The 25046-nt window shown below is 59.7% G+C and carries 21 protein-coding genes, 1 tRNA gene and 2 pseudogenes; 6 read left to right on the forward strand and 18 right to left on the reverse strand.

The annotated features are described in order from the left end of the window. Positions 1 to 19: 19 nt before the first annotated feature. A complete protein-coding gene (locus NKJ20_RS24490) occupies positions 20 to 2104 on the reverse strand; it encodes an OmpA family protein (RefSeq protein ID WP_352747605.1) in 2085 nt (694 codons plus the stop codon). 235 nt (positions 2105 to 2339) lie between these two features. Here NKJ20_RS24490 and NKJ20_RS24495 point away from each other — a divergent pair, with 235 nt between their 5' ends. Then, positions 2340 to 2786, forward strand: a complete 447-nt coding sequence (locus NKJ20_RS24495) for a YcgN family cysteine cluster protein (protein WP_023678278.1) — start codon at positions 2340 to 2342, stop codon at positions 2784 to 2786. Positions 2787 to 3011: 225 nt separating this feature from the next. After that, positions 3012 to 3371 carry a hypothetical protein gene (locus NKJ20_RS24500; RefSeq protein ID WP_352637442.1) on the forward strand — a complete coding sequence of 120 codons (360 nt, stop codon included), beginning with the start codon at positions 3012 to 3014 and terminating at the stop codon, positions 3369 to 3371. Positions 3372 to 3503: 132 nt separating this feature from the next. On the opposite strand, the gene NKJ20_RS24505 is transcribed toward NKJ20_RS24500, so the two are convergent. Next, a complete protein-coding gene (locus NKJ20_RS24505) occupies positions 3504 to 4214 on the reverse strand; it encodes an SIMPL domain-containing protein (RefSeq protein WP_352472400.1) in 711 nt (236 codons plus the stop codon). Positions 4215 to 4397: 183 nt separating this feature from the next. On the opposite strand from NKJ20_RS24505, the gene NKJ20_RS24510 reads away from it, so the two are divergent. Then, a tRNA-Ile gene (locus NKJ20_RS24510) sits at positions 4398 to 4473 on the forward strand. A 21-nt stretch (positions 4474 to 4494) separates the two neighbouring features. On the opposite strand, the gene NKJ20_RS24515 is transcribed toward NKJ20_RS24510, so the two are convergent. From NKJ20_RS24515 to NKJ20_RS24575, 13 genes and pseudogenes are all read right to left on the reverse strand, one after another. Beyond that, on the reverse strand, positions 4495 to 5712 hold the full coding sequence (locus NKJ20_RS24515; RefSeq protein ID WP_352457555.1) for a tyrosine-type recombinase/integrase: 1218 nt from the start codon (positions 5710 to 5712) through the stop codon (positions 4495 to 4497). Positions 5713 to 6368: 656 nt separating this feature from the next. Beyond that, positions 6369 to 7682, reverse strand: a complete 1314-nt coding sequence (locus NKJ20_RS24520; protein ID WP_352548197.1) for an HlyD family type I secretion periplasmic adaptor subunit — start codon at positions 7680 to 7682, stop codon at positions 6369 to 6371. Next, on the reverse strand, positions 7657 to 9426 hold the full coding sequence (locus NKJ20_RS24525) for a type I secretion system permease/ATPase (protein ID WP_352450798.1): 1770 nt from the start codon (positions 9424 to 9426) through the stop codon (positions 7657 to 7659). Before NKJ20_RS24525 ends, NKJ20_RS24520 begins: the two co-directional genes overlap by 26 nt. 395 nt (positions 9427 to 9821) lie before the next feature. Further along, complete coding sequence (locus NKJ20_RS24530; protein WP_352747608.1) at positions 9822 to 10613, reverse strand: calcium-binding protein; 792 nt, start codon at positions 10611 to 10613, stop codon at positions 9822 to 9824. Between the two features lie 891 nt (positions 10614 to 11504). Then, positions 11505 to 11767: pseudogene (locus tag NKJ20_RS24535) on the reverse strand (hypothetical protein); the annotation flags it as partial. Between the two features lie 8 nt (positions 11768 to 11775). Continuing rightward, positions 11776 to 12738 carry a LysR family transcriptional regulator gene (locus NKJ20_RS24540; RefSeq protein ID WP_352516375.1) on the reverse strand — a complete coding sequence of 321 codons (963 nt, stop codon included), beginning with the start codon at positions 12736 to 12738 and terminating at the stop codon, positions 11776 to 11778. A 67-nt stretch (positions 12739 to 12805) separates the two neighbouring features. Beyond that, entirely contained in the window at positions 12806 to 13594 is a 789-nt protein-coding gene (locus NKJ20_RS24545; RefSeq protein WP_352747611.1) for an ABC transporter permease, read from the reverse strand. Positions 13595 to 13597: 3 nt separating this feature from the next. Next, positions 13598 to 14509, reverse strand: a complete 912-nt coding sequence (gene nodI, locus NKJ20_RS24550) for a nodulation factor ABC transporter ATP-binding protein NodI (protein WP_023719311.1) — start codon at positions 14507 to 14509, stop codon at positions 13598 to 13600. Between the two features lie 43 nt (positions 14510 to 14552). Next, positions 14553 to 14798: pseudogene (locus NKJ20_RS24555) on the reverse strand (carbamoyltransferase N-terminal domain-containing protein); the annotation flags it as partial. A gap of 35 nt (positions 14799 to 14833) precedes the next feature. Beyond that, positions 14834 to 15430, reverse strand: a complete 597-nt coding sequence (nodS, locus tag NKJ20_RS24560) for a nodulation methyltransferase NodS (RefSeq protein WP_352450799.1) — start codon at positions 15428 to 15430, stop codon at positions 14834 to 14836. A gap of 80 nt (positions 15431 to 15510) precedes the next feature. Beyond that, positions 15511 to 16836, reverse strand: coding sequence for a chitooligosaccharide synthase NodC (gene nodC / locus NKJ20_RS24565; protein WP_352747614.1), 1326 nt, complete (start codon positions 16834 to 16836; stop codon positions 15511 to 15513). A gap of 14 nt (positions 16837 to 16850) precedes the next feature. Next, a complete protein-coding gene (nodB, locus tag NKJ20_RS24570) occupies positions 16851 to 17510 on the reverse strand; it encodes a chitooligosaccharide deacetylase NodB (protein ID WP_352747617.1) in 660 nt (219 codons plus the stop codon). Then, positions 17507 to 18100: a NodA family N-acyltransferase gene (locus NKJ20_RS24575; protein ID WP_352457034.1), complete on the reverse strand. Its 594-nt coding sequence runs from the start codon at positions 18098 to 18100 to the stop codon at positions 17507 to 17509. Before NKJ20_RS24575 ends, nodB begins: the two co-directional genes overlap by 4 nt. A 269-nt stretch (positions 18101 to 18369) precedes the next feature. On the opposite strand from NKJ20_RS24575, the gene NKJ20_RS24580 reads away from it, so the two are divergent. Beyond that, the gene (locus tag NKJ20_RS24580; RefSeq protein WP_352506788.1) at positions 18370 to 19299 is read left to right on the forward strand and encodes a LysR family transcriptional regulator; all 930 of its coding nucleotides are present in this window, start codon (positions 18370 to 18372) and stop codon (positions 19297 to 19299) included. 581 nt (positions 19300 to 19880) lie between these two features. Here NKJ20_RS24580 and NKJ20_RS24585 read toward each other — a convergent pair. The 3 genes from NKJ20_RS24585 to NKJ20_RS24595 all read right to left on the reverse strand — a co-directional run bounded on the left by NKJ20_RS24585 (position 19881) and on the right by NKJ20_RS24595 (position 22806). After that, positions 19881 to 20912, reverse strand: a complete 1032-nt coding sequence (locus tag NKJ20_RS24585) for a LacI family DNA-binding transcriptional regulator (protein WP_352747620.1) — start codon at positions 20910 to 20912, stop codon at positions 19881 to 19883. Between the two features lie 301 nt (positions 20913 to 21213). Then, positions 21214 to 22542 carry a dicarboxylate/amino acid:cation symporter gene (locus NKJ20_RS24590; protein ID WP_352747623.1) on the reverse strand — a complete coding sequence of 443 codons (1329 nt, stop codon included), beginning with the start codon at positions 22540 to 22542 and terminating at the stop codon, positions 21214 to 21216. A 54-nt stretch (positions 22543 to 22596) separates the two neighbouring features. Then, the gene (locus NKJ20_RS24595; protein ID WP_352720348.1) at positions 22597 to 22806 is read right to left on the reverse strand and encodes a hypothetical protein; all 210 of its coding nucleotides are present in this window, start codon (positions 22804 to 22806) and stop codon (positions 22597 to 22599) included. A 273-nt stretch (positions 22807 to 23079) separates the two neighbouring features. Here NKJ20_RS24595 and NKJ20_RS24600 point away from each other — a divergent pair, with 273 nt between their 5' ends. Together NKJ20_RS24600 and nifA are read left to right on the forward strand one after the other, a co-directional pair. Further along, the gene (locus tag NKJ20_RS24600; protein WP_352591362.1) at positions 23080 to 23295 is read left to right on the forward strand and encodes a hypothetical protein; all 216 of its coding nucleotides are present in this window, start codon (positions 23080 to 23082) and stop codon (positions 23293 to 23295) included. 343 nt (positions 23296 to 23638) lie between these two features. Next, a partial coding sequence (gene nifA, locus NKJ20_RS24605) for a nif-specific transcriptional activator NifA (RefSeq protein WP_352747628.1) occupies positions 23639 to 25046 on the forward strand: 1408 nt, incomplete at its 3' end.

The raw sequence follows: 25046 nt of genomic DNA on the forward strand, positions 1-25046 counted from the left end.
GCGCGGTTCACATTGCGGTTTATTGGGCGCTGGCCACAGGCGCTACCAGGGGGGTAATCCGGCGGATGGCGACGCGGCGGTTCTCGCGGTTGGGTCCCGACGTGTTGACCTTGAGATACTCCTCGCCATAGCCCTGCGTCGTCAGGTTCTCCGGCGGGATGCCAAAGGCGTTGGTCAAGGCTTCGGCGACCGCCTCGGCGCGGCGGTCGGACAGAGCAAGGTTCGCTTCCGGTGTGCCGACAGCGTCGGTATGGCCCTCGATCAGGAAGCTCTCGGCCGGGTTTTTCTTCAGCAGCTTGTCCATGGCGTTGGCAACACCCTCTAGCTTCTGGACCTCGGTGTCGGAAATCGAGGCCGAACCGAATTCGAAGTTGAGCGTGTCGAGGTCGATGCGGCGGGCGATGTCGCGCACGCGGGCCGAGCGCTTGACCTCGTCGATCGAATAGAGGCGCTGGACCCTCTCGACCGGCGGCCGTTCGAGGAAGGTGTAGTAGTCGTCCGGATCCTCGACCTCTTCGGAATCCAGAATGTATTCCTCTTGCGGGATGGTAAGGCGCATCGGCGGCAGGTCGTCGCCCGGGTCGCGCCAGTCTGCATCATCGTCATAGTTCCGCTCGTCGACATAGCTCAGCACATATTCGCGGCCGTCGGGCGCGATGCGTGAACGCTGGATGACGTCGCCGTAGCGATTGCGGATGGTGACGATCCGGACACCATTGTCACGCTCGACTATTTCCCGGGTGCGATCGCCCGACAGGTCCTCATAATAGACATTCCTGGCGCCGCGGTGCATGCGCGGTGCATCGCTGCTTTCGACGAACGTCTGGTTGTTGAACTGGAGGATAACGCGGTCGCCGAATTCCCTGACGACGTTGGCACCCTGGGGGCGCGGACGACGACGAACATCCTCGATGTCCGGCGCACGCTCGACGCGCTTGCCTTTTTCCTCGGTCACCGGAACGATTTTTTCAGGCTTGATCTCCCGCTGGGCTGCCCGGTCGTCGGTGGGTGGCGGCCCCTGATCGACCGGAGCCGGCTTCGGGGCTTCCACCTGGTTCTCGCCCTGCTGGGCGGGCTGGTTGCCCTGCCGCTTACCGGCATTTTGGCCGCGCTCCTTGCCACCCTTGCGCTTGCGCAAGACATCCTTCTGGCTGTCCAGAACAGGTGCCTCGTTCGGATTGGCCTGGGCTTCACCCTGGACCGGATTTTCCCCCTGGACCGGCGCGGCCTGGCCAGTCGAAGGCTGTTCGCCGGTCGAGGGCTGTTGCTCTCCTGTCACCGGCTGTTCGCCGACAGGCCTCTTGCCACGTTTCTTGATCTTGTCCTGGGGCTGTTCGCCCGGGACGGGAGCGGCCTGCTGCTCGGTCGGAGCCGGTTGGGCCTGTGGGGTCGCTTCCTTATTGGTCGGCGCCGGCTGGCCTTCCGCCTCCGTGGCGGGTCCGGTCAATTCAGCAGGCTTCTTGCGCTTGCCCGGCTTTTGTCCGGGCTCGACAGTCGGAGCCTGTTCTGCCGGGGCAGCCTCGATCTGCTGGTTCTGTTTTTGCTTCTTCTTGCGCGGATTGACGTTGGGCTGGTTGTCGTTTGCCGGCGCTGCCTGCTCGGCCGGTTGTTCCGATGGGGCCGCTTCGATCTGCTGCTGATTGCGCCGCTTCTTGCGGGGCTGCTCGGTCTCGGCCGGAGCGATCTGCTCGGCCGGAGCGGATTCTGTTTGCTGCTGCTGATTGCGCCGCTTCTTGCGGGGTTGCTCGGACTCGGCTGGAGCGATCTGCTCGGCCGGAGCGGATTCTGTTTGCTGCTGCTGATTGCGCCGCTTCTTGCGGGGTTGCTCGGACTCGGCCGGAGCCGCCTGCTCGGCCGGAGCGGATTCCGTTTGCTGCTGCTGGTCGCGCTTCTTCTTTCTGGGCTGCTCTGCCTGCTGGCTCTGCGCGCAGGCCTCCGCCGACTCGCCCTCGGCGCAACTCGATTGCACTGGGATGAGCGGCGCTGCGGTGCGTTGCACGGGGCCGAGTGCGGCATTGCCTTGCAGCGGGAACGCGCCTAGCGGCGCGGACGCCATCAACAGGCCAAGCGCCGTGCCTGCCAGAATCCGTGGTTGGCGTTTCATCATAAACACTCCTTGTGGCGTCCCATCCCTGCCCAAACTTTCAGCAACCATGTTTGGTTCCTGTTTGTAGGTTCTAGCTGTGGCACAGGGCGATTGACCGGCGTTTTGAAGGCGACTTCATGTCATTCGTATGGTCCTGGCGTATGTTCCGGCGTATGGTCCCGGCGTATCGTTCGGACGAGGGTGCACGGTTGCCGTGCTTGACCTTGAAGCGTCCGGGGGCCACATGCCGACGATGGAAAAGCCGTTCTGGAAGACCAAGACGCTCGAGGCGATGACCCCGGCCGAGTGGGAATCACTCTGCGACGGTTGTGGCAAGTGCTGCCTGTCGAAACTCGAAGACGAGGACACCGGAGAGATCTACTGGACCAGCGTCGGCTGCCGGCTGTTCGACGCTGGAAGCTGCCGCTGCTCCGACTATGCCAACCGGCTGGCGCGTGTTCCGGATTGCGTCGGGCTGACGCCGCAGAACGTGCGCACCATCAGCTGGCTGCCCAAGACCTGCGCTTACCGGCTGGTGGCCGAGGGCCGCGATCTCTATTGGTGGCACAGGCTGGTGTCGGGAAGCGACGAGACCGTGCACGAGGCCGGCATCTCGATGCGCGGCCGGGTCAGCGCCAGCGAGACCGACCTTGCCGAGCCGGACGACTATTTCGACCATATGCTCGCGGACGAGCCTTAGGATTTCCTGCGGTAACGAAGACCGGGAACCATGGCAAAAGGGTACGTTCCCCATCTGCCCTGCATAGAACGGTTCCAGAAACGGACAGACTAACGGCTGGCCCATTCTTGCCGCATGAACGGGGGATGAATGGCCGGTTCGCAAAAAATTCAGACAGGCGGGTGCATTCTCCTCGCATAGGTTTGACGAAAACGGGTGGAAACCCTCAAACAAGGAGAGAAGACAATGTTCAATACCATCAAGACGGTTGCTCTTTCGGCACTTGTCGGCCTTGGCACGCTTGCTGCCATCCCCGCTCATGCTGACAGCATCTATCTCGGCTTCGGCAACAACCAGGATCCGCGCGTCGGCGTCTATACCGGCGACGAAGATGATGGTTACTATCGCGAACACCGCCGTCATGGCGGCTGGCGCCGGTCCTGTTCGCCGGAGCGTGCCATTGACAAGGCCGAACGCATGGGCCTGCACCGCGCCCGCATCATCGACATCAACCGCCGCACGGTCAAGGTCGCCGGCCGCCAGTATGGCGACCGCGTCGTAATCGTATTCGCCAACGAGCGCGGCTGTCCGATCATCTATCGCTAAGGTCTTCGGGCTTGCGGCCGGCTGACTTGCAGCCGGTAGAGTAGCGGAGCCCTTTCCGCCAGGACGGAAAGCGCGGCTCAAAAAACCCCGGAGGATCGATCCTCCGGGGTTTTTTCATGCTGCAAGCGATGATCATTTCAATTCGAAAGTCACCGTCACCTGTGCGGTATAGGAATTCTCGCCGGCTTGCACCGGGACCGACGCGCCGGCGGCATCGAATGCCTTGGCGTTGATCGGCATCGGCGGTGGTGCGAAATTCTGGTCGGTGATTTCCAGGACCCGGCCGATGCCGACGCCGGCCGCTTCGGCCAGCGTCTTGGCCTTGGCCATGGCATTGGCGACGGCCTTCTTGCGCGCCTCGGTGACGGCTGCCGCCGGATCGTCGTTGGAGAAGGAGATGCCGCCGCCCTGGTTGACGCCGAGCGACACCGCCTTGTCGAGAATGTCGCCGGTCTTGTCGATGTCGCGGACGCGCACCGAAAGCGTGTTGGTCACCTGATAGGCGACAAGCTCGGCCTCCTGGCTGCCGTCGGGCTTGTTGGTGTAGTTATAACGCGGATTGATCTGGATGCCCGCTGTCTGCAGGTCGCGCTCCTTGATGCCGGACGATTTCATGGCAGCGATCACCGCGGCCATGGCGTCGTTATTGGCATCGAGCGCTGCACGTGCCGTCTTGGCTTCGCGCATGACGCTGAGCGTCAGCAGAGCCAGATCGGGTGCTATCGCCGCCTCGCCTTCACCGGTGACGACGATACGCGGCGGCGGTGGCGAATCGGCGGCGGCCGCGATCGCCGGAAATGCGATTGCGGCGGCAATCGCCAGGGGCAAAATACGTCTGGTCATGAAATCTCCTCGATCTGGGATCCCAAGACAGCCGAGTGTTGGCCGGCGTCCAATGGGCGACGTGCAATAGGTTATCAATATGGGCTGATTTGGGCGATCCCTGCCAGCCCCTTGGAACGCCTGCTCGGAAAGCCCTCGGAAAGCCTTGTGCGGTTCAGGGAAAAACACTAATCCAGCGCCGTGGGGCCTGTAGCTCAATGGTTAGAGCCGGCGGCTCATAACCGCTTGGTTGGGGGTTCGAGTCCCTCCGGGCCCACCATTGGCTTTTGTGGCCGTTGATTTAATTGGATTTTTTGGCCATTTTTGTCCCACCTCTTTCAACCCCCTCAGAAAGTGGGACAATTTTGTTCTCTTTTCGATCGATAACCAGCAGGTATTTCGCCGCTCTCGCTACCTTCCGGCGACGCGCTTTCTTGATGTAGTGGTCGGGCTGCTGGTACGTAGTCCACCCATATATCGCCTTCAGCTGCTCGTGCGTCGCGCCGTTCTCAGCGGCGATCGTCGCGCCGGCCTTGCGAATTCCATGAGCACTGCAGTGCGGCAGCTCAGCTTGATCACACCACTGGCGCATCTTGTTGCCCAGACCGTTCTCCGAGAACGGGCGACCATACTCATTGACCAGGAAGGTCATCTGGTCGGAGGGCGTGTGCTCAAGTTCCGCCTCTAGTTCGGGCAGAAGCGGGAGCTCCACCAACACCGCATCCTTGTTACGACTGGTCTTCCCAGGCTTAATTCTGATCCACTTCTCCCACTGCTCGGTCTCCTCGTTGTAGACGAGCGTGATGTGCTGTCGACCGAAGATCGCGACGTCGGACAACCGCAGGCCAGTAAACATGAAGATCGAGAGCGCACGTCTGGCTGCGGTACCCAGCGGATGCCGCTTCTCATATTGAACGATCTCCGACACGTCCCATGGGTGCCAGCCGTCGCCGCTCTTTAGCCGTCTGATGCCGCGGGCGGGATTGGAGTCGACGCCCGGAATCTCTGTGTCCTTTGCCCACTCAAACATCGCGCTGATGGCTTTTACGATATTGTTTGCCGCGCCAAGGGCGTCGAGCCTGGTGTCCCTGATCTCCTTAACATGAGACCGTTTCATACCGGCGAATGGCAGAGATCCCTTGGTGGGATACTGAGGATCCGGGTCACCTTCGAGGGGATGAGGTAATTCGCATACGCGCTCCAGAATTGCTCGTCGGCGCGCCATAGTGTCTTGGGTGATTTCCGTGCCGCCCCGACGGTAATACTCCTGGCAAAGCCACAGCAACGTGCCTTTCTTCGCTGGCTCGGAAGGCTTGGGGAGGCGCCGGCAAATCTCGGGAAGAGTGCCGGGCCGAACATAAGTGACCTCGGCGCGCGCGCACCGCAGTTCCTCGAGGAACTCGTCGCTGCCGGTCGGTTCACGGAGCCGGACCTTCTTCCGACCCGGTGCGCGAAAATAGTACCGATCATTGCCGTGGCGATCAGTGTCCTTCACTACGCCCTTAAGATCGATTTTCACGGGCTCATCCGTCATGTTCGTGGTTTTCGATCCCAAGGATTGTCTAGTGGCGGCGAATCTTCGTCAAGCTTTGGTGCTCCTCCGATTTGGCGGTGAGGGAGCTTTCGAAAGGCCAATACAAGTTCCTCGACGTCCCAAACAATGCGCCCCTTGCTCGGCATTCGTGGCTGGGGCATCCGGCCGTCCTGGACCATTTCATCAAAGGTCGTTGAGCTTACGCCGATGAACGTCGCAGCCTGCTCGCGATTGATTCCTACCGGCGGGAGCGAGGGCGGCAAGACGCTCGGGGTGCGTAGCATCGGTTTAGCGCGTTGAAAGCGCGTTTTTGACGCCTGCCTGTCTTCCTATGTACCTGTCCGAATATTGCAGACGCTCAATCATGTCCTAGCCCTGTGCTTGCAGGCTCACCCTAGGTCTCCAGACCTCAGGATCGCTCAAGACACCGGATTCTTTTCCAGCCTTTGTGTACGATGATGGGTATCTTAATGCGCTCGAGGCCAAGAACTGAATGGTCGGCGACTTGGAAGGGCAAAATGACCGTGGAACCACGAATCTGAGTCAGAGGCGGAATCATGGCTGTGGTTTCAGACGGTTATGACTCTCATGCATGCGTAACAACCAACAAGAATACCAACAAAATGTTTCTGTGGTTACTTTCATTCCTCATGGAATGCGCGACTGATTTGGTCCGACAGCGGCTTCACAAAATAAGAAAGCGCCGTACGCTCGCCCGTCTGGATCATCGCTTCGGCCGGCATGCCGGGCACGAGCGTCAGGTCCTTGAGCTTCGTCAGTTCCGCATGCGGAACCGACAGACGCACCAGGTAATACGAAACGCCGTTTTTTTCGTCCGTCGCCAGATCGGCTGCGATCCGGCTGACATATCCGTTCAATACCGGCGTGGTCCTCAGATTGAAGGCTGACATCCGCAGCACGGCCTTGTGACCAAGCTGGATTTGGTCGATGTCCTTCGGGGTGATTCGTGCTTCAAGCGCAAGATCGTCGCCTTCCGGCACGATTAGCATAATCGGATCGGCGGGCGTGATCACTCCTCCGACCGTATGAACTGCGAGTTGTTGAATGGCGCCTGACTGCGGCGCGACAATATCGATCCGTCGCAGTTCCTGTTCAGCCGCCACCTTGCGCTCAACATACTCCCCAACCTGCGCCTGAACCTCTCTGAGCTCCTGGCCGACTTCCGTCTTGAAATCCGGATCGATCTGCAGGATCTGCAGGCGCGTTTCGGCTATGCGGGCTGCCGTCTGTGCCTGATGTGCAATCTTCTCACCGCGTTCGCCGCCGAAAGTGGCAACCTGCGTCTTCAGACTGTTCAAGCGTTGGTCCGAGACAATGCCTTGGTCGCGCAGCCCACTCAGGGCAGCAATTTCCTTTTGGAGGATCTCGGTGCTTTTCTCACAAGCGATTGCCTGCGCCTTGAGCCCCTCGATCTCGTGCTCATATTGAGTGATGCGTTCCGCTAGCTGCGCCTGCCTTCCGTCGCGGGATTGTCTGCGGAATTCGAACAGCCGCGTCTCGCCATGTACTGCCGAAGCTACGTCCGGAACATCTCTGCGGGCGAGCAGCCAGTCCGGGAAGGCGATCTCCGCCAGATCGTCACGCTCAGCTTCGAGTCGTGCCAGGTTGGCGGCCAGCTCATCGAGCCGCTTGGTGACTACAGCGAGAGTGGCGCGCGTCTGGGTGGCGTCGAGCCGCATGAGGATGTCGCCGGCTTTTACTTTATCACCTTCGCTCACCAGGATTTCTCCCACCACCCCGCCGGTCGGGTGCTGCACCTTCTTCACATAGGAATCGACGACAAAGTGTCCGGACGCGACAACCGCGCCGGAGAGATTCGTGAAGGCCGCCCAGGCTCCGGCTCCTCCCACAAAGATCACGCTCGCCAGCAGGCCCGCCACCAGGTGCCGGCGAATGGACCTGGAAACGTCATTGTTCTGATGAATGCCGGACACCGGGATCCTCCATGTCAGCGCGCTCGTTATCCTGTGTAGACTCGATGGCCTTGACCCCAGCGCCTGATGCCATCGCTGCCCCCTTAAGGACTTTGGAAAGCGCCTCATCACGCGCACCGAATGCTCGCTGCCGTCCACCTTCCATCACCAACACCAAATCCACGGCGCGGATGGCGCTCGGCCGATGGGCAACGACAACCGCAATGCCCTTGCGCTCGCGCACGGAGGCGATCGCCTTGACAACCGCAGCCTCGCCTTCCGCATCGAGATTGGCATTGGGTTCATCCAGCACAACAAGGAAAGGGTCTCGATAAAGAGCACGGGCAAGACCGATACGCTGGCGCTGCCCGGCGGAAAGTGCCGATCCGGCCTCACCAATCGGAGTTTCGTAGCCGTGCTCAAATCGGAGGATCAGTTCGTGCGTGCCCGCTGCTTTCGCCGCGGTGACAATAGCCTCAGGGTCAGGATTATCTTCAAAACGAGCGATGTTTTCGGCAATGGTGCCGTCGAATAGTTCAACACCTTGCGGCAAATAGCCGATATGACGGCCTAGCGCTTCCCGGTCCCATTGATCGAGGCTTGCGCTGTCGATGCGAACCTTTCCGGCGACCGGCGCCCATGCGCCGACGATGGCGCGCGAGAGTGTCGACTTGCCCGAACCCGATGCACCGATGATCCCGAGTGCGCTTCCCGCCTGAACGGCAAACGCAAGGCCGGTCACGGTCGGCTTCCTTTCGCCGGGCGGAACGATTGTCACGCCTTCGAGGCGGAGTTCGCGTTCAGGTGCAGGCATTGGCATAACAGGAGCGGTTTCAGGAACCTTTCCCAAGAGGTCCTCCAGCCGCGCCCAACCCTGGCGCGCCATGAGGAAGGGTTTCCAGCTTGAAATGGCCAGATCGACCGGAGCCAGCGCACGCCCCATCGTGATCGAACTGGCAATCATGACCCCGGCCGTAGTCTCCTGCCTGATGACAAGGTACGCGCCGACGGCAAGAATGGCCGATTGCAGCAGCACGCGCAGCGACTTTGAAATGCCACCCAGCCCACCTGCCACGTCCCCGACTTTCCGGTTGGCGGCCAGATACTTGGCATTGGCCTTGTGCCATCGGGCAGCGATCCGCTTTGCGAGACCGAGAGCTTGCACGACCTCGGCATTGCGGCGCGCTGCTTCCAGTAGACCATTGCGTACCATGTTGTGGTCAATGGTATCGCGTATCGGCCCTTGCGAGAGAGTGTTGGTAAGGAGTGTCAGAGATGTGAGACCGATCGCCCCGATAAGTGCCGTCATGCCGATCCAGAAATGAAAGAGGAAGCAAATGCCAAGATAAAGCAGCATCCATGGCAGATCGAAGAACGCTGTCGGGCCGTTTCCACCTAAGAATCCGCGAACATTGTCGAGATCGCGTAGCGGCTGCAAGCCGTCGCCCGGCATGCGCGTTAAAAGCGGAAGGCGAACGATCGCATCGTGAACGCGTCCGGAAAACTGTTCATCGAAACGCTCGCCAATCCGCAGCAGCACGCGGGCGCGCAAAACGTCGAGCAGGCATTGGAACGCATAAAGCCCTGCAGCAAGCACGACGAGCCCCACTAGCGTCGATACGCTGCCACTTGCCAGAACGCGGTCGTAGACCTGAAGCATGAACAGCGGCGAGATCAGCGCAAGCACGTTGACCACGCCGCTGATCAACAGAATTCCCCAAATAGCGGAAGTCAGAGGGAAAGGTCTCAAAGCTGAATCCTTCAAGGAATGGTTACTCACGTAGGTCTCCGTGAGGATCTGGCGACCCAGCTCCCTATATTGCTCCCCGAGCGGCAACCGACTGCATCCGCTCGCTGATTCAGGATCAGTGCTCCCGCCGAATGTGTTTGGTTTGGCATCTAATGGAGCGGGTCAACAACAACACCGTCCGGCTGAAGGTTTGGAAGGGCAACGTCATCGTGGCCGGCCGCAAGGGCCCGAACAGGCTTCCGCCTCCACGCCTTCAGGGAGATTTCGGTGTACGACCAGCGCGACGTGCAGGGCTTCGTCAAGCTGTACACGCTGCGACTGCTCCCGGGCGCCCCGGCCCATCGCAAGTAGCGGAAACGGAAGCGCCCGCCCCCGGGGGGCGGGGCGCTGTTCCGTATGGGTTTTCTGGATCAAACGAAGGTGAAGTCCGACGCGGTCAGGCCTAGGTCGGCCATGGTGACCACACCGCCCAGGTGGACGAATTCATGCGCGTTGTTGTCGGCGGTGACATAGGCCAGAGTTGCGACTCTGTCGGTGTAGCTGCTTTGGTAGACAATGATGTCGCCGGCGTGCTCGCCGGAGATCGCACTCGCGGCTTCAGAAGCAGAGTTGAAAGATTCGCCAGTGATTACCACGACGTGTTCGCCGTTCGCACCTGAGGCCGCACCACTGTAGAAGCTGCTCACCGGGTAGCCGGACTGTATGCTGGCGTTGTTGACGAAGTTCGCGCCAAAACCGTCATTGTAGAGGCCCACCGCATCGAAGGCGAACTTGTCCTCCGCCGGGTTGAAATCGGTGATAGTGGTAATGTCCGACTTCGACCCGACAACCCCAGGCACCGGATTGTGGAACTGGAACACGAACGTGTCACTGTCGGTGCCCCCGGTCAACGTGTCCTGGCCGTCACCCACGTAGAGGACATCCTGGCCGGGACCGCCGCTGAGCCTGTCATTGTCCTCACCGGAGACGCGCGGGTTGAAGCGGCCGTTGTCGCCGGAGAGATCGTCCCAGCCATCTCCGCCGAAGATGCGGTCGTTACCCTTGCCGCCGATGAGTCGGTCACTGTCCGGGCCACCCGAGATCTCGTCGTTGCCGCCACGACCGTCAATCCAGTCACCGCCCTGGAAACCCTCCATCCAATCGTCAAGCTCGGTGCCGATGAGTGTTTCGGCACCCGGGCCACCCTCGATAATCTTTGCCATCGAAAATACTCCTAATGATGCACCCTGCCTGACGCGTTCATATTGCTCATCGGATAATTAGAGAAATCGATTGCTTGGATAGACACACATTTACGAAATGGATGCATTCACGTTCACTTCGCCCTTCTGCTGAGCAGTTGCGGGCTCGCTGGCGGCGGGGACGCTGGTCGCCCAAGCAATCGATGAAGATTCGACACTCAAACCGGGACTAGGACGAACTTCGTAACGGGGCCGTCCTGGTTGGGCCCCAAACTTCTCTCTGTTTGCTCGACGCCGGCATACCCGCACCGTGAGCGCTGGACGAGGACAAGTTCCGCTGGCGGAGAACGGCGTGATCGGCTTGCCGCGCCGAAACTGATGGCGCTCGTCGAAGGCATGGACTGGACACGCGTTCGAGCCGAACGGCGACGGCGTCCGGCCGGAAGGCGGTGGCGAAGTGACTCAGGCGCAAAAGGCGGGCTTCAGGCCGTGCACAATAAGCTTCTGTCGGCGTCATGATGAGAAGCGCTTCGGCCCGTCCCCACGAAATCGATACGCTCAAGGCGATGTTCGTCGCCATGGCGGCGGAGAAGGCCGAACTGCAACAACTCCGGAGCGAAACACTCAAGGCCGAGATCGTCCGGATGGCGACACTCAACGAGCGTGCCCAGGTGAGGATCGCCGACCTTCATGGGATCGTCAAGCAGCTGGAGCGCGCCGCTTCGGTCGCAGCTCCGAGAAGCTCGAACGTGCCTAGCAGGCCTTCGCCTTCGAAATCCAGACCGGGCTCGGCGCGATTGAGTCCGAGCTCGAGGCCGCAAGACCGACAGGCGAGCCGCGACGTGCTGCGCGACCGCGCAAGGCGTTCCCGGCGCATCTGGAGCGGGTCGAGATCGTCATCCAGCCCGAGCCATGGGGGAAGAAGCGCTCCCGCAGCCAATCGTCCAGTCCGTCAAACGCGGTCGGCCGCACAGGCTTGCGAAACGGAACAGTCCCGCCCTCGCTTAGATACCGAGGCACCGTGTTGCGAGCGCACCCGAATTCGTTCGCCCGTCGGTTCCCCAGCCAAGCTCATGCAGCGGCAGCATCGCTGCCACCTCTTCAGGCTGAAGGATCTGCTCTCCCTGCATCGTTCTCGACAATGCAGGAATCGCCCAATCCCAATCGCCATCCATGCCTCCTCTCATAACCGAGGGGTCGTCGGCCGACAACTGAGACGTCCGGTGCTCTTAGGCGGGGTAATCATACGAGATGCCTCCTGCAACATCATTTCCCGCATCCATAGGCTTGCCGGATCATTATTGTGAAGCGCAGGCCATTGGACGGCCTCCGTGAATGCGGCAGGAAGTGGCGGCGGAAGTTCGACAATCCGCAGGGGTGTTAATTTTGCGAAATGCTGCGCCAGCCGTAAGGGCATTGTCCCGATGCGGTTGGTGCCTGATAGAAGGGGCGGGATCATGCTAAAGCCCTGTACGACGACCTCGATACGTCTCTCGAAACCGTTCTCGAGCAAATACCATTCCTCGATGGAGGGCTGCCGGGTGTCCCCGAATTTAAGCACAACCTGCCCCATCGACAAGTATCGGTCGAATGTAAGTGGCTCTGACAGCTGCTTGTTCGTGCCGCAGCCTACGCATACGAGCATATCTTCGAACAGGGCTGCGCGAGGATGTTTCGACATAAACACTTCGGGCATAATCAGAAAATCAACGTCGCCGCGCCGGAGAAGCTCCTCGGGGTCGTCGGAAATAAGCAGACATTCGAAGCGGACGGCGGGAGCTTCCCGCGCAGCACGCTTTACGATCTTCTTAAAAAATACGAGCGTGAGGTAATCGGAAAGGATGATGCGGAAGCGACGATCCGATCGGGCCGGGTTAAAGGCGTCCCAGGAAATAATCGACAGCTGGATGTGCAGCAATGCCTCCCGGACTGCTGTGGCGAGCCCCTCCGCGCGCGGTGTCAAAATGAGTTCGCGGCCGTTCATCGTAAATAGCTCATCGCTGAAATAGGCGCGTAACCGACCGACGGCGGCGCTCATGGCCGGCTGACTCAGGTTAATACTGCGGGCCGCGGCGGTGACTTTACGCTCCCTGATCAAAGCGTCCAGCACAACCAGGAGATTTAGATCGAGTCCCTTAAAACGCATGTATTGACCTATCCGACGCGTGGATGGGTATCGCCCAAATAATCAATTTTACGAATGGTAAGTAGCGTCAACGCATCAGCCGACGACGAAATAGAGCAACCGATAGGAAGAACGGCAAAACCGTGTATATGCAAAGCGCGCCGATATGCAGGCCCATGCTGCCGGCCGGACGGCCAAGCATCGCCGGACGAATGAGGTCAATTGCATGTGCGAGCGGCAACAAGGAGGCGACGTCCTGAAAAGCGCCGGGCAATTGGTTGACCGGAAACATCGCGCCGCAAAGGAACAGCATGGGTGTTACAACAAGCGTATTATAAAATATGAAATATTCATAACTGGGCGCAAGCGCCGTGACGACCATCGCTAGACTCGCGAAGGCGAGGCCACTGAGAGCGATGACTGGCAGCAAGCAGAGGATGGATGGCCACGATGTGTAGCCGAGCGTGGTGGCAACAACAGTGATTGCTGTGCCCGCCATCAGGGCCTTGGTGGCTGCCCACGCCAATTCGCCGAGTAAGATATCGCCAAGCGTCAGCTGAGTGCATAACATTCCTTCCCAGGTGCGCTGGTTGTCCATGCGGCCGAAACTGCCGTAAACCGTTTCAGCAGTCGCCGATGCCATCGCGCTTGTGGCAACCATGCCAGCCGCGAGAAACGCAATGTACGACGTGCCCTCAATAGGACCTATCATTGTTCCGATGCCAAAACCGAGACCGAACAGATAGATCATCGGATCGGCGAGGTTGCCGAGAACCGATGCAAGCCCGATTTTCTTCCATCCAAGATAGTTGCGGCGCCAAACCGCGACCCAATTCCACGCATTGGCGGGCATGGCCGCCGCATAACGTTCGCCCATTGTTCAGTCCTCCATCTCGCGCCCGGTTAGCCGCAAGAACACATCCTCGAGATTGGGGGGACGCTGCAGAAGGCGCAGACCCGCGCGCCCGCGTAGCTGCACCAGCACCTGCTCCGGATCGGGTGCATAGCAAAAAAGCGTCTCACCGCTCACCTCGATGCGCTGTGCGTACGGCCGGATCAGCGCACCCAGTTCATGCGGATTGCCGCCGTAGACCTCGACCACGTCACAGCCGATCTGCTCGTCAATGAGTGCGGACGGGCGGCCTTCGGCGATCTTGCGCCCCTCCTCCATAACGCACAGCCGATCGCACAGCCGCTCGGCCTCTTCCATGAAATGGGTAGTCAAAAGAATAGTCTTGCCCCGCGCCAGCAGCGATCGCAGCCGTTCCCAGATCAGGTGGCGGGCCTGCGGATCGAGGCCGGTGGTCGGCTCGTCCATCACCAGCAAGTGCGGGTCATTGATCAGCGCACGCGCGAGCGTCAGGCGCCGCTTCATGCCGCCGGACAGTTCGGCGACGCGCGCATCCGCTTTGTTCTCGAGGCGGGCGAACTCAAGCAGCGATGGTATGACCGCTTCGATCTGGCGTCTGCTCATCCGGAAGTAGCGCCCGAACACCAACAGGTTCTCGCGTACAGTGAACGCGGTATCAAGATTGTCGAACTGCGGGACCACGCCGATGCGCATACGTGCCAAACGCGCGCGCGCCGGCACTGGAGCGCCGAGCACAGTAATCTTCCCCGCATCAGGCGATGTCATGCCGAGGACCATACGCGCAATCGTGCTTTTGCCCGCACCGTTCGGTCCCAAGAGCCCGAAGCATTCCCCCGCCGCAACGCGGAACGACAGTCTGTCGACAACGAGCTTGTCATAAGTTTTGCTTACGTCAGTAAGATCGATCGCTACCATGGACATGGGTTCATTTTACCGAGAGGGACGCCAAGACTGGCGGTTGCTTGGTTGCCTGCCGGACCTGAAACTGTGACTCGTCTTCGCCATCCCAGCCGTCGATAACGAACTGATCGACATCACAAGGATTTAGCCCCTGTTCCGCCAAAGCGGCGACAATTGCGTCGAGATTATCGATGGTTTGATAACGCGGATTGTTGTGCCGCTTTTCCTGCTCAACGCAGAAGACGAGCCGTCCATCCTCGACAAGGGCGATCGCCCCATCATGGGTCAGCTTGGTACCACAGATGCGCATAGTGTCTCCACGTTAACGCCGATAGATTCGATTCATCAGGAAGCGGAAAGCGGGTTCCGGAAACGGACGAGCAAGCAGTCTTCGTTGACCGACTCGCCCCGACACTCAAGACGCTCTACCTCGATCAACGTTTCGTTCAGCATGGCGATGACCGGCTCAGCACCAGCGGCGTGACCCCAGCGACGGCAATTAGCATCCCTTGCCGATCCGAAGATCAGATGCCCGCCTGGCGCAAGCACCCGCACCAGGTTTTTGACGGCCGCGCGCATCTCGGCTATGTCTTCGAGGTAGTATAGGACCTCCGCCACAACGATCAGGTCAAACAACTCGTCGGTCGAAAACTGTTGAACATCGGAGACTATCCAGTTGATGCGCGACGGCTCCTTTATCCGTTGACGTGCTCGAGCAATCGCTTGCGCCACGACATCGATGACGGTGAGCCCTTGGCAGTAGGGGGCTAGTTTTTCCGTGAATGCGCCGGCAGCGCACCCGACTTCGAGGGCATTTGTAATGGAGCCTTGGGCAAGCGCCAGCTGGAGCATTTGCGTGTGGCGCTCCCGCTCGAACGGATTGCCGTCGAGGCGCCACGGATCGTCTGCGGCCAATTCCCGATCGAGCAACTGATGATTCATATTCTGGGTCAAACTCGTCCACCTCTCGTCCACCTAGGTAATTAGCGATCATTCGTCGCCGCAGATGTTGCCCGAAAGCGCTAATCCCGAAGAATCCGCGCAAGATTGAGCCTGCGAAGCGGAGCCGCATGCGGTGAGAATTCTGCCCTGCTTGATCCAGTGATCGGAGTTTGGGTGGGGGCCTGTTTTCCCCCAGTGTTCGATGTAGCGACAGCAGAGCTTCGCGACAGCCAATCGCTATTGCTCAATGTACACAGCGCGTAGGCCTTCAAGGGAAGTAAGAGAAAGATGTTGATGAACGTGTGCAGGGAAAAGCCCAGAAATCGAAACTGTCGAGCACGAACTGCTACCACGCTGCATCGGACCATGGTCATGGACACAATCATCAGTCCTGTCCACCAAGGCACAGTGCCTGTCAGTGCGAAATGTGCGAGGCCCGTTAGTACCGATAGGGCGAGGAGTAGCGGCCCGAGATTCTGTCCGACCACGTCCAACGTGAGATAGCTATTGAGGCCGGGCAGCAAGCGCAGCCCAAGCAGCGTGTCCCGGAATGTGCTTCGTGCCCAACGGAGTTGTTGGCGCAAATACGGTCCGAGTCTGTTCGGAACGACTGTGGCCGCGATGGCGCTCGGAACGTACTCGGTTCGAAAGCCTGCTTTCAGCATGAGGATAGTGAGATGGCGATCCTCACCGAAGTCGCTTGGCTTGCCCCGAAAAAATTGCGACTCGTACTGGTCCAGTAACAAAAGGAGCGCAGACCGGCGGTACATGGCACATGGGCCGCAACAGCACATAACGGCACCGAAGCGAGCCTGTGCCGCGCGCTCCTCGTTGCAAGCCAGCCAGTACTCCATGTCTATCAGCCTTGTCAGCCAGCTCTCGCTCCGGTTACTGGCAATCAACTGACCCATGACTGCGCCGACCGCTGGATCTCGCATCTTCGGTACAAGCTTGGTGATGACGTCGGACGCGAGTATCGTGTCTGAATCAACGTTAAGCACCAAATCCCCGGATGAGCGGCGTATCGCGGCGATCTGCGCCTTGCGCTTTCCAACATTCTCGGGAAGCAAAATGATGTCGAACCTAGGGTCGCGCGCGTAGGTTTCGTGGACAGTTCCTACGGCTTCGCGATTTCCAGAACCGTCATCAACCACATAGACCCGAAGTCTTCCGGCGTATTCTTGGTCTGCAATGGACGCCAGGCACTCTGAAAGCGTGCGCGGATCCTCGTTGAAGCAGGGGACGATGACATCCACGCTGGGCAGTTGATCGGAGCCGACGAGATCCTCCAACGCCGATGAGTCGTTTGTCGGCAGAGCATAAATCCCCTGCATGCTCTTATAAGCAGTCGAGAGCAGTGCATAAAGCGAAATGGCCACAGTGCTGGTTGTACCAAGAAGAGTCATGGGATCTCGTTTGTTCAGTGATGTTGAGGAAGTGAGCGGATTACAAATCCGCGCTCATGAAGTGCTGGAATCAGACGGGACAGCGCCGTGACCGTCTGGTCGCGCAGACCGGCGTGAGCGCCCTGGCTCAACTCGCCGGGAGGGCATCCGTCGTGCAAGAGTACGATTGCGCCCGGCCGGACAGAGGCGAGCACGGTATCGATAATCGCGTCGACCCCAGGGCGAGACCAATCTCGAGGGTCGACGGACCAATGGAGGGCCGTCATCCCGGCGATCTGTGACGCTGTGAAGATTTCTTCGCTCCAGGCGCCGTAGGGCGCGCGAATATAGCGCACCGAGGCCTGAGGGCACGCCCTCATGATGGCGCCGTTCGCTTCAAAAATCTCACGTTGCACTTCGCCGAAGCCGCATTTGTACAGATCCGGATGAGTCATCGTGTGGTTGCCTAGCTCGTGCCCTTCTGCAAACATTCGTTGGATTAGATCCGGGTGCTCTAAGGCGTAGGCGCCTATGACGAAGAAAGTCGCCGGCACCCGCTGCTCTGCCAACACATCGAGAATCTCCGGTGTGAAAAGTGGATTGGGACCGTCGTCAAACGTCAGATAAACGCTGCGACGGCCGGTGCCGTCAGAGCACTCACGGCGCACTTCGTACAAGCAATCGGGACGGCTCATAGCTCTGGTCCGTTCCGATCGATCATCGTGCCCGTGGGCCATTCGCTGATCGGCCGTCCAACTGGCAGAACAATGGTGAGTGCGTCATCGATGCGTGTGGGCGGCAGGTCGAGGCGCGCCTCTGGTCGGGTGGAGCGCACGCGAATTCCCGACAAAACGGCCAAAGGGCTGTATCGCCGCGCGAACCTCTCAACATGATTCCGCAGCGCGTCCCGGACGGTTCCGAAAGCGAATGGAACGCCAAGCTCCTGCAGTATTGGAAGCATGACATGGATTGAATGGGCGATTCCGAGACCCTCAAGATCCGGACGTACCCCGTACAGGCCCAGCTCAGCCACCAACAGATCGACCGCGTCAACCTTGATGAAACGGCGCAGTATGCCCATGTGAGCCGCTACACCGCTCGAATCATAGGCGATTGCGCGGAGTTCAGGCCTGGCTCCGGCCCAGCTTCGACTACCTTCGAACGGTTCTGCATTGGACGCCCCAGTCGGCCCGTAGGTATTACGAAAGAACTGGGCGAGCTCGACGTGGTCCGAGAGCTGCAACTCGTTTTCCCAGCACAATTTCCACTGCACCTGAGGGCGCATTCAGGACCTCTCTTCAAAATAGTTTCTTGCGGGCCGCATTACCCGGCCAAAGCGGCGGCGTTGTTGGCTGCACTCAACCGTTGTCGTTAGCGACGGTGAGCCAGCCGGTGGGGGCTCGCCAATGAGCTCTCTCGATGTTCCCGCCCGTGTGGCGGCGCCGTCGATTTGAGCTTGACGTCGGTCATTTACGTTCCTCTAATGCATGGTTCGTAAATTCGTAAAATTGATTGTTTAGATGATGCCCATCCACACGCTGGATAGATCAGGATATGCGGTTTAAGGGGCTGGATCTGAATCTCCTCGTTGTGCTGGACGCTCTGATCAGGGAGCGTAAAGTCACTGCCGCGGCCAACAGTATTAACCTGAGCCAGCCGGCCATGAGCGCCGCCGTCGCTCGGTTACGCGCCTACTTCAGCAATGAGCTATTTACGATGAACGGCCGCGAGCTCATTTTGACACCGCGCGCGGAGGGGCTTGCCCCAGCAGTCCGGGACGCATTGCTGCACATCCAGCTATCGATTATTTCCTCCGACGCCTTTAACCCAGCCCAATCGGATCGTCTCTTCCGAATCATGCTTTCCGATTACCTCACGCTCGTGCTTTTTAAGAGGATCGTAGAGCGTACTGCGCGGGAAGCTCCCGCCGTCCGCTTCGAATGTCTGCCTATTTGCGACGACCCCGAGGAGCTTCTCCGGCGCGGCGACGTTGATTTTCTGATTATGCCGGAAGTGTTCATGTCGAAACATCCTCGCGCAGCCCTGTTCGAAGATATGCTCGTATGCGTAGGCTGCGGCACGAACAAGCAGCTGTCAGAGCCACTTACATTCGAGCGATACTTGTCGATGGGGCATGTCGTGCTCAAATTCAGGCACACCCGGCAGCCCACCATGGAGGAGTGGTATTTGCTCGAGCACGGTTTCGAGAGACGTATCGAGGTCGTCGTACAGGGCTTTAGCCTGATCGCGCCCGTCATATCAGGCACCAACCGCATCGGGACCATGCCCTTACGGCTGGCGCAGCATTTCGCAAAAACAACACCCCTGCGGATTGTCGGACTTCCGCCGCCACTTCCTCATCCCGCATTCACGGAGGCCGTCCAATGGCCCGCGCTTCACAATACTGATCCGGCAAGCCTGTGGATGCGGGAAATGATGTTGCAGGAGGCATCTCGCCTGGCGCCTTTGCTTGAAAGCTATTGAGCGTCTCGGGCTTCCTGGAGGCGGTCGCGATCGCGTAGGAGCGGTTGCCATTCGGGCGTCAGGCCTTTGGCTCGGCAGAGCGGCGCAGTTCCTTGCTGAGTACGAGGGCCAGGAACGAGCAGAACACATGCCCGGGTTGGTGCTGAGTTGACTGCCGCCTCCGATTTCGCGTGCGAAGTCCCAGAAGATGTCTAGCCCCACTCAAATGCCAACTTTGCCGGCCTTGCCGCGGCTTTTCACGCGCGGCCAGGCGAGGAGATGCCGGTCGACGAGGTCAATCCCAATGGACTGTGCCGGCCTCGCTCGGCTACTGGCGTGAGGCATCCTTGACGACACCGCCCTGCACCGACAACGTCGAGATGTTGGCAATGAAGCCGGTCGCGATTGACGCTGCGGATGTAGGCAATTTACCTCGCGCTTCCGCCTGAACGCGTGGCCGATCCGTTCACCCAATTGGCGCTTCATCCTGGGCCGCGGCTCAGGCCTGTGGGGTGCGGCTACCCCGCGTGGATGGGATCATCAATCAACTTTCTCTCATTCATGAAAGGAAACTTCCCCGCTTACGATAGAGGCCATCAGTTTCATATATTTTCCGGCAGATGAATGTCGAACGGCAGAAATGTCTGTCCTGGTGTTTCAGCAGTGCCGGTCTCGATAGCCCGCGTCATCAGCATTATCAGCTCCTGGGAAAGCCGGCGCATTGGCGTGGCGACCGCCATCGTGATGATGTTATCAGCGAGTGCCGCCCGAGATTCCGGCGTGATTTCATTCACGATCGCGACGAGATCGCGACTTTTACCCTCTTCCCGGACCGCGGAGATGGCGCCCTCCATGCCGCCCCCGGCGACATAGAAGCCGACGAGCTCGGGTTCCCGCTGCATGAGATCAAGCGTTGCCTCGTAGGTGACCTGCCGTTTCTCCAGGTTCACAAGCGGATCGAGCACCTCGAACGTCGGCGCGTTCTCACGGCAATAGGAGCGAAAGCCGACATCACGGAGCTCGTGCCCCTGGAAACGATGGCTACCGACAAACACCGCCACCTTGCCGGGCCGTTTTGCGACCTTGGACACCATCCAAGCGGCCGTGCGCCCCACCTTGCGGTTGTTGAGGCCGATATAGCCCTGTCGCACGCCGGCGGCGAAGTCGGAAAGCAGCGAGAAAACCGGAATGCCTTTGGCCTTGAGGTCCTCAACCGCTGCTGTAATTTTTGGGTGGTCCGGTGCCACCATCGCGATCGCATGGCAGCGTGCGCCCAAATCCTTGAGCGGTGCGATTAGGTCGCTCGGCATATGTGACGGGGCGAATTGGATGAGCGGAATGCCGTGGAAGGACTGGGCCAAATTGACCGACGCTTCGACCTCGCGCGCAAAGTCTTGGTAGAAATGCTGGGCCGGTTTTCTCAAGATGAAGCCCAGACGGTAGCACGGTAGGTCTCGCCGCAAGCGCTGCTTGATGAGCCCGGCAGCATGATAGCCGATCGCGTGGGCGGCGTCGTGGACCCGCCGCGCGGTCTCCTCGCGCACCGGATGGCGGGCGTTCAGAACCCGATCGACCGTTGCTACGCTGACTCGGGCTTCGCGGGCGAGATCGGCAATTGTGGGGCGCTTGGTCATGGGTCCTATTCTGATTGGTTTTTGACGCAGGCTGGCTCTCTGTCACCTAGCGCGATTCGACAATGGTTTCGGGTGGGCAAAGTGAAGACGCCCGCATACTGAATGATCGACAGCGTATTGGACTACTCCAGACGTAGACCGGCCGGGTATAACGGAAGGTTCATTCGCTTAGGGCGGCGATGATTTGCACTCACACATTAGCGCTTCTGATACATGGTCCGTGAGGCGCCGTTTAGAGCCTGCGAGTCGATCGTTCAGGTCATGTGACCAGCTTGGCGAAACCGGTCGCGGTGCGTCGCCCTTACTCGGCGGAGGATAGCTTGTTTGATGCCTCGGCAAGCTGATGACCGCAGAAGGCGGCTTTCATCTGCGCTTGGTCCAATTCTCCTTCCCAGCGGGCGACGACGAGGGATGCCACTGCGTTACCAACGCAATTCGTCAACGCCCGGCATTCGGACATGAAGCGGTCGATGCCGAGTATCAGGGCCATCCCAGCAACGGGAACACTCGGAACTACGGCGAGCGTAGCAGCCAGGGTGATGAAGCCCGCACCTGTCACACCTGCAGCGCCCTTGGAGGAAAGCATCGCAACGAGCAGCAGCAGCACCTGATCGCCGATTGACAGATCGGTGTTCGTCGCCTGCGCGATGAAGAGGGCCGCCAAGGTCATGTAGATATTCGTGCCGTCCAGATTGAACGAATATCCGGCCGGGATGACGAGACCCACAACCGAACGCCTGGCGCCCGCCTTCTCCATCTTCTGCATGAGCGAGGGGAGCGCGGCCTCCGAGGAGGACGTTGCGAGGACAAGCAGCAGCTCTTCCTTGATGTAGCGAATGAGAGAACAGATCGAAAAGCCGTTGTAGCGGCAGACCGCGCCGAGAACCCCGAACACGAAGAGGAAGGCGGTGAAATAGAACGTCGCGACCAGCATCGCGAGGTTGACGACCGAACCGATGCCATATCTGCCGATGGTGAAGGCCATTGCGCCGAAAGCGCCGATCGGCGCGGCTTTCATCAGAATGCCGACGAGCTTGAAGACAGGCGCGATGAGCGCCTGAAGGAAGGAAACGACAGGCTTGCCCGTCTCTCCGGCCATCGCGAGCGCCATGCCGAACAGAACCGAGAAGAACAGCACCTGCAGGATGTCGCCTTCCGCGAAGGCGCCGACTATCGTTGGCGGGATGATGTTCATCAGGAAGCCGGTGACCGACTGCTCGTGGGCCTTTGCGGCATAGGTATTCACGGCCTGGACATCGAGCGAGGCCGGATCGATGTTGAGGCCGGCGCCAGGCTGGACGACATTGGCGACGATCAGGCCGACGATCAGCGCGAGCGTCGAGAAGGTGAGGAAATAGACCATTGCCTTGCCGGCGACCCGGCCGACCTTGTGAAGATCGTTCATGCCGGCAATGCCGGTCGCAATTGTCAGGAAGATGACAGGCGCGATGATCATCTTGACCAGCTTGATGAAGGCATCACCCAGCGGCTTCAGGCTCTCGCCGGTTCCCGGATAGAAATAGCCAATTGCGACGCCGAGGGCGATGGCGGCAAGCACCTGCGCGTAAAGCTTGGCATAGAAGGGTTTGCGGGGCGCGGGACTCGCGCCGCGGACTTGTGCAGCTGACACTGTTTCTCTCTCCCTGACCGGATCGAGGTGGCGTGACTTCTCCCGGGCTTCTCCCTATCGCGGCGCTCCGGTCGAACGCTGCACCAACGCCGCCGCAATACCCATGCCAAATGGATCCGCATGACCTGAACTGACGTTGGGCTCGCCAATGATGGGATGAATGCGGTGGCACAAGACGGGAATGACAAGGCCGCCGTCCAGCACGCGCTTGATGTTCTCCGGCGGATTGCCGGTCGATCTCTCTGGCTTGCGGTTTTGCTGCACATCGTGGTGGGCTCCTCGGTTTGCCGACTTTGGGAAGGGCCGCATCGCTGGCACCAGAGCGGAGAATTGCCGTGTTCTTTGCCGCGCTGCCGCTGCAGCGACAGCTTGAAAGCGACGTCGAGACGTAGGGATTGACGCCGCTGGTGCTGACCGCGACGATGCGGTTCAGAAGTTCCGAGCACCGCCGAGAAAGCCGCGCTCGACCGCCACCTTCGCGCCTTCACACGCGACGCCGCCGCCTTATCTGTGTCATCAATATCGAGGAAATGGCGGTTGCCGCGACCGACCAGTGTCGTCGGCAGTGATTATCGCTCCCGCCCCTGGTTCGCAAGCGCTGGTGAATGGCACGGCCCGGCAATTTATACTCGGCGCGGTCAGCCGCTCAGGCACCGCATCGCCGGCGCCGTATTTCTGTCGTTCAACATCGCCGACAAAAAATTAGAACTGATGAATTCTATCATAGGCCGCGAGGTTTCCTTTCACGAATGAAAGAAAGCTCGATTGACTATCCCGCCTCGCTCCAGTCTTTTGAAAATCAACGTGTGGTTGCCCCCGTGCAAGCCGAGAACGTGGCCAAGCTTCGTGGAGGGAGAGCCAAGCGATGCGTCAGGGGTCGACCCGCTTTGCACTCGACCACACGGCGGTGGCACGAGTTCACGTCAGAGCATTTTCGCGCTTGCCCGCGACGTCGCGGGCGCACATGCCGCCGGCATGCATTTCATGGCGCGAGATCGAGGATCATATGCACCACAACATTCCCAAATCAGAACAAAATGCCAGCGAGTGCCGCATTTCGCTTCCGGATGCGAAAAGGGCTTACCCAAAGTCCGAGATGAACACCGCGGTCCCTTTTGTGCCATCGCACGAGCACGCGCTTACCGGCATCTTCGAAATATCGAAAGTACTCACCGACCCCGCCCGGCTCGAAGTCACGTTGGCCAAGGTCGTCGATCTCCTGCCCTCGTTTGTGCAGATGCGGCACGGCATCATCGCTCTCTTCGACGCTGAGGGCGTACTGGACATCACCGTAGTCACCGGCTGCGACGAGAACAGCGATGAGCGCTCCCGGATGCGCCTGCCGCGCAAGGCAATCGATCTGATTGTGACGACGGACACGCCGCTCGTCGCCGAGAACATAGCGGTGCATTCGGCCTTCACTGCCGCTGACATAGAGGTGCTTGGGGCCTCCGACCCCGTGTCGTTCATCGGCGTTCCCATTCGTGTTGATGGGAACGCCGTAGGCACGCTGACTATCGACCGCGCCTTGGACAGCAGGTCAACGTATCGGCTCGATTATGATGTCCGGCTGCTCACCATGATCGCCAACATGGTGGGACAGACAGTCAAGTTGCACCGCTTCTCCGCGGGCGACCGCGAACGACCGACAGAGGTGGAAGATCGGCTGCAAACGCAATTCTCTGATGTCAAGCACCCTGCACCGCAGCGCAAGAAGGTTCACGTCAAGGGGATGATTGGCGATAGTCCGGCGCTAAGCGCGCTGCTCGAGAAGATCGCAGTGGTAGCTAAGGCAAAGACCACGGTTCTGTTGCGAGGCGAATCCGGTACCGGGAAGGAGCTGGTCGCCAAGGCAATTCACGAGTTGTCGCCGCGCGCCAAGCGGCCCTTCATCAAACTCAATTGTGCAGCGCTGCCAGAGACAGTCCTGGAATCCGAATTGTTCGGTCATGAGAAGGGTGCCTTCACAAGCGCGTTCAATTCCCGCAAGGGTCGCTTTGAGCTCGCCGACAAGGGGACGTTGTTTCTGGATGAGATCGGCGAGATCTCGGCCTCCTTCCAGGCAAAGCTACTGCGCGTGCTGCAGGAGCAGGAGTTTGAGCGCGTCGGCAGCAACCAGACCATCAAGGTCGACGTTCGCGTGATTGCCGCCACGAACAGGAACCTTGAAGAGGCGGTTGCAAGGAATGAGTTCCGCGCCGACCTATATTATCGCATCAACGTGGTTCCCTTGCTGGTGCCGGCATTACGCCAAAGGCGCAGCGATATTCCGCTCCTCGCAGCTGAGTTTCTCAAGAATTTCAACGATGAGAACGGCCGTACGCTGACCTTCGATGCGCGTGCGATTGAAGTACTGATGAAATGTGAATTTCCCGGCAACATTCGCGAGCTTGAAAATTGCGTGCACCGGACAGCGATCTGTTTGGACCGGAGACATCGCGAACAGGTGTGCGAGGACATCGCGAACAGTTTGGCGCGCTTTGCGCCGGGAGGTTCGGGATGCC

Source organism: Mesorhizobium sp. M0185, from assembly GCF_040322175.1.
Classification (GTDB): domain Bacteria; phylum Pseudomonadota; class Alphaproteobacteria; order Rhizobiales; family Rhizobiaceae; genus Mesorhizobium.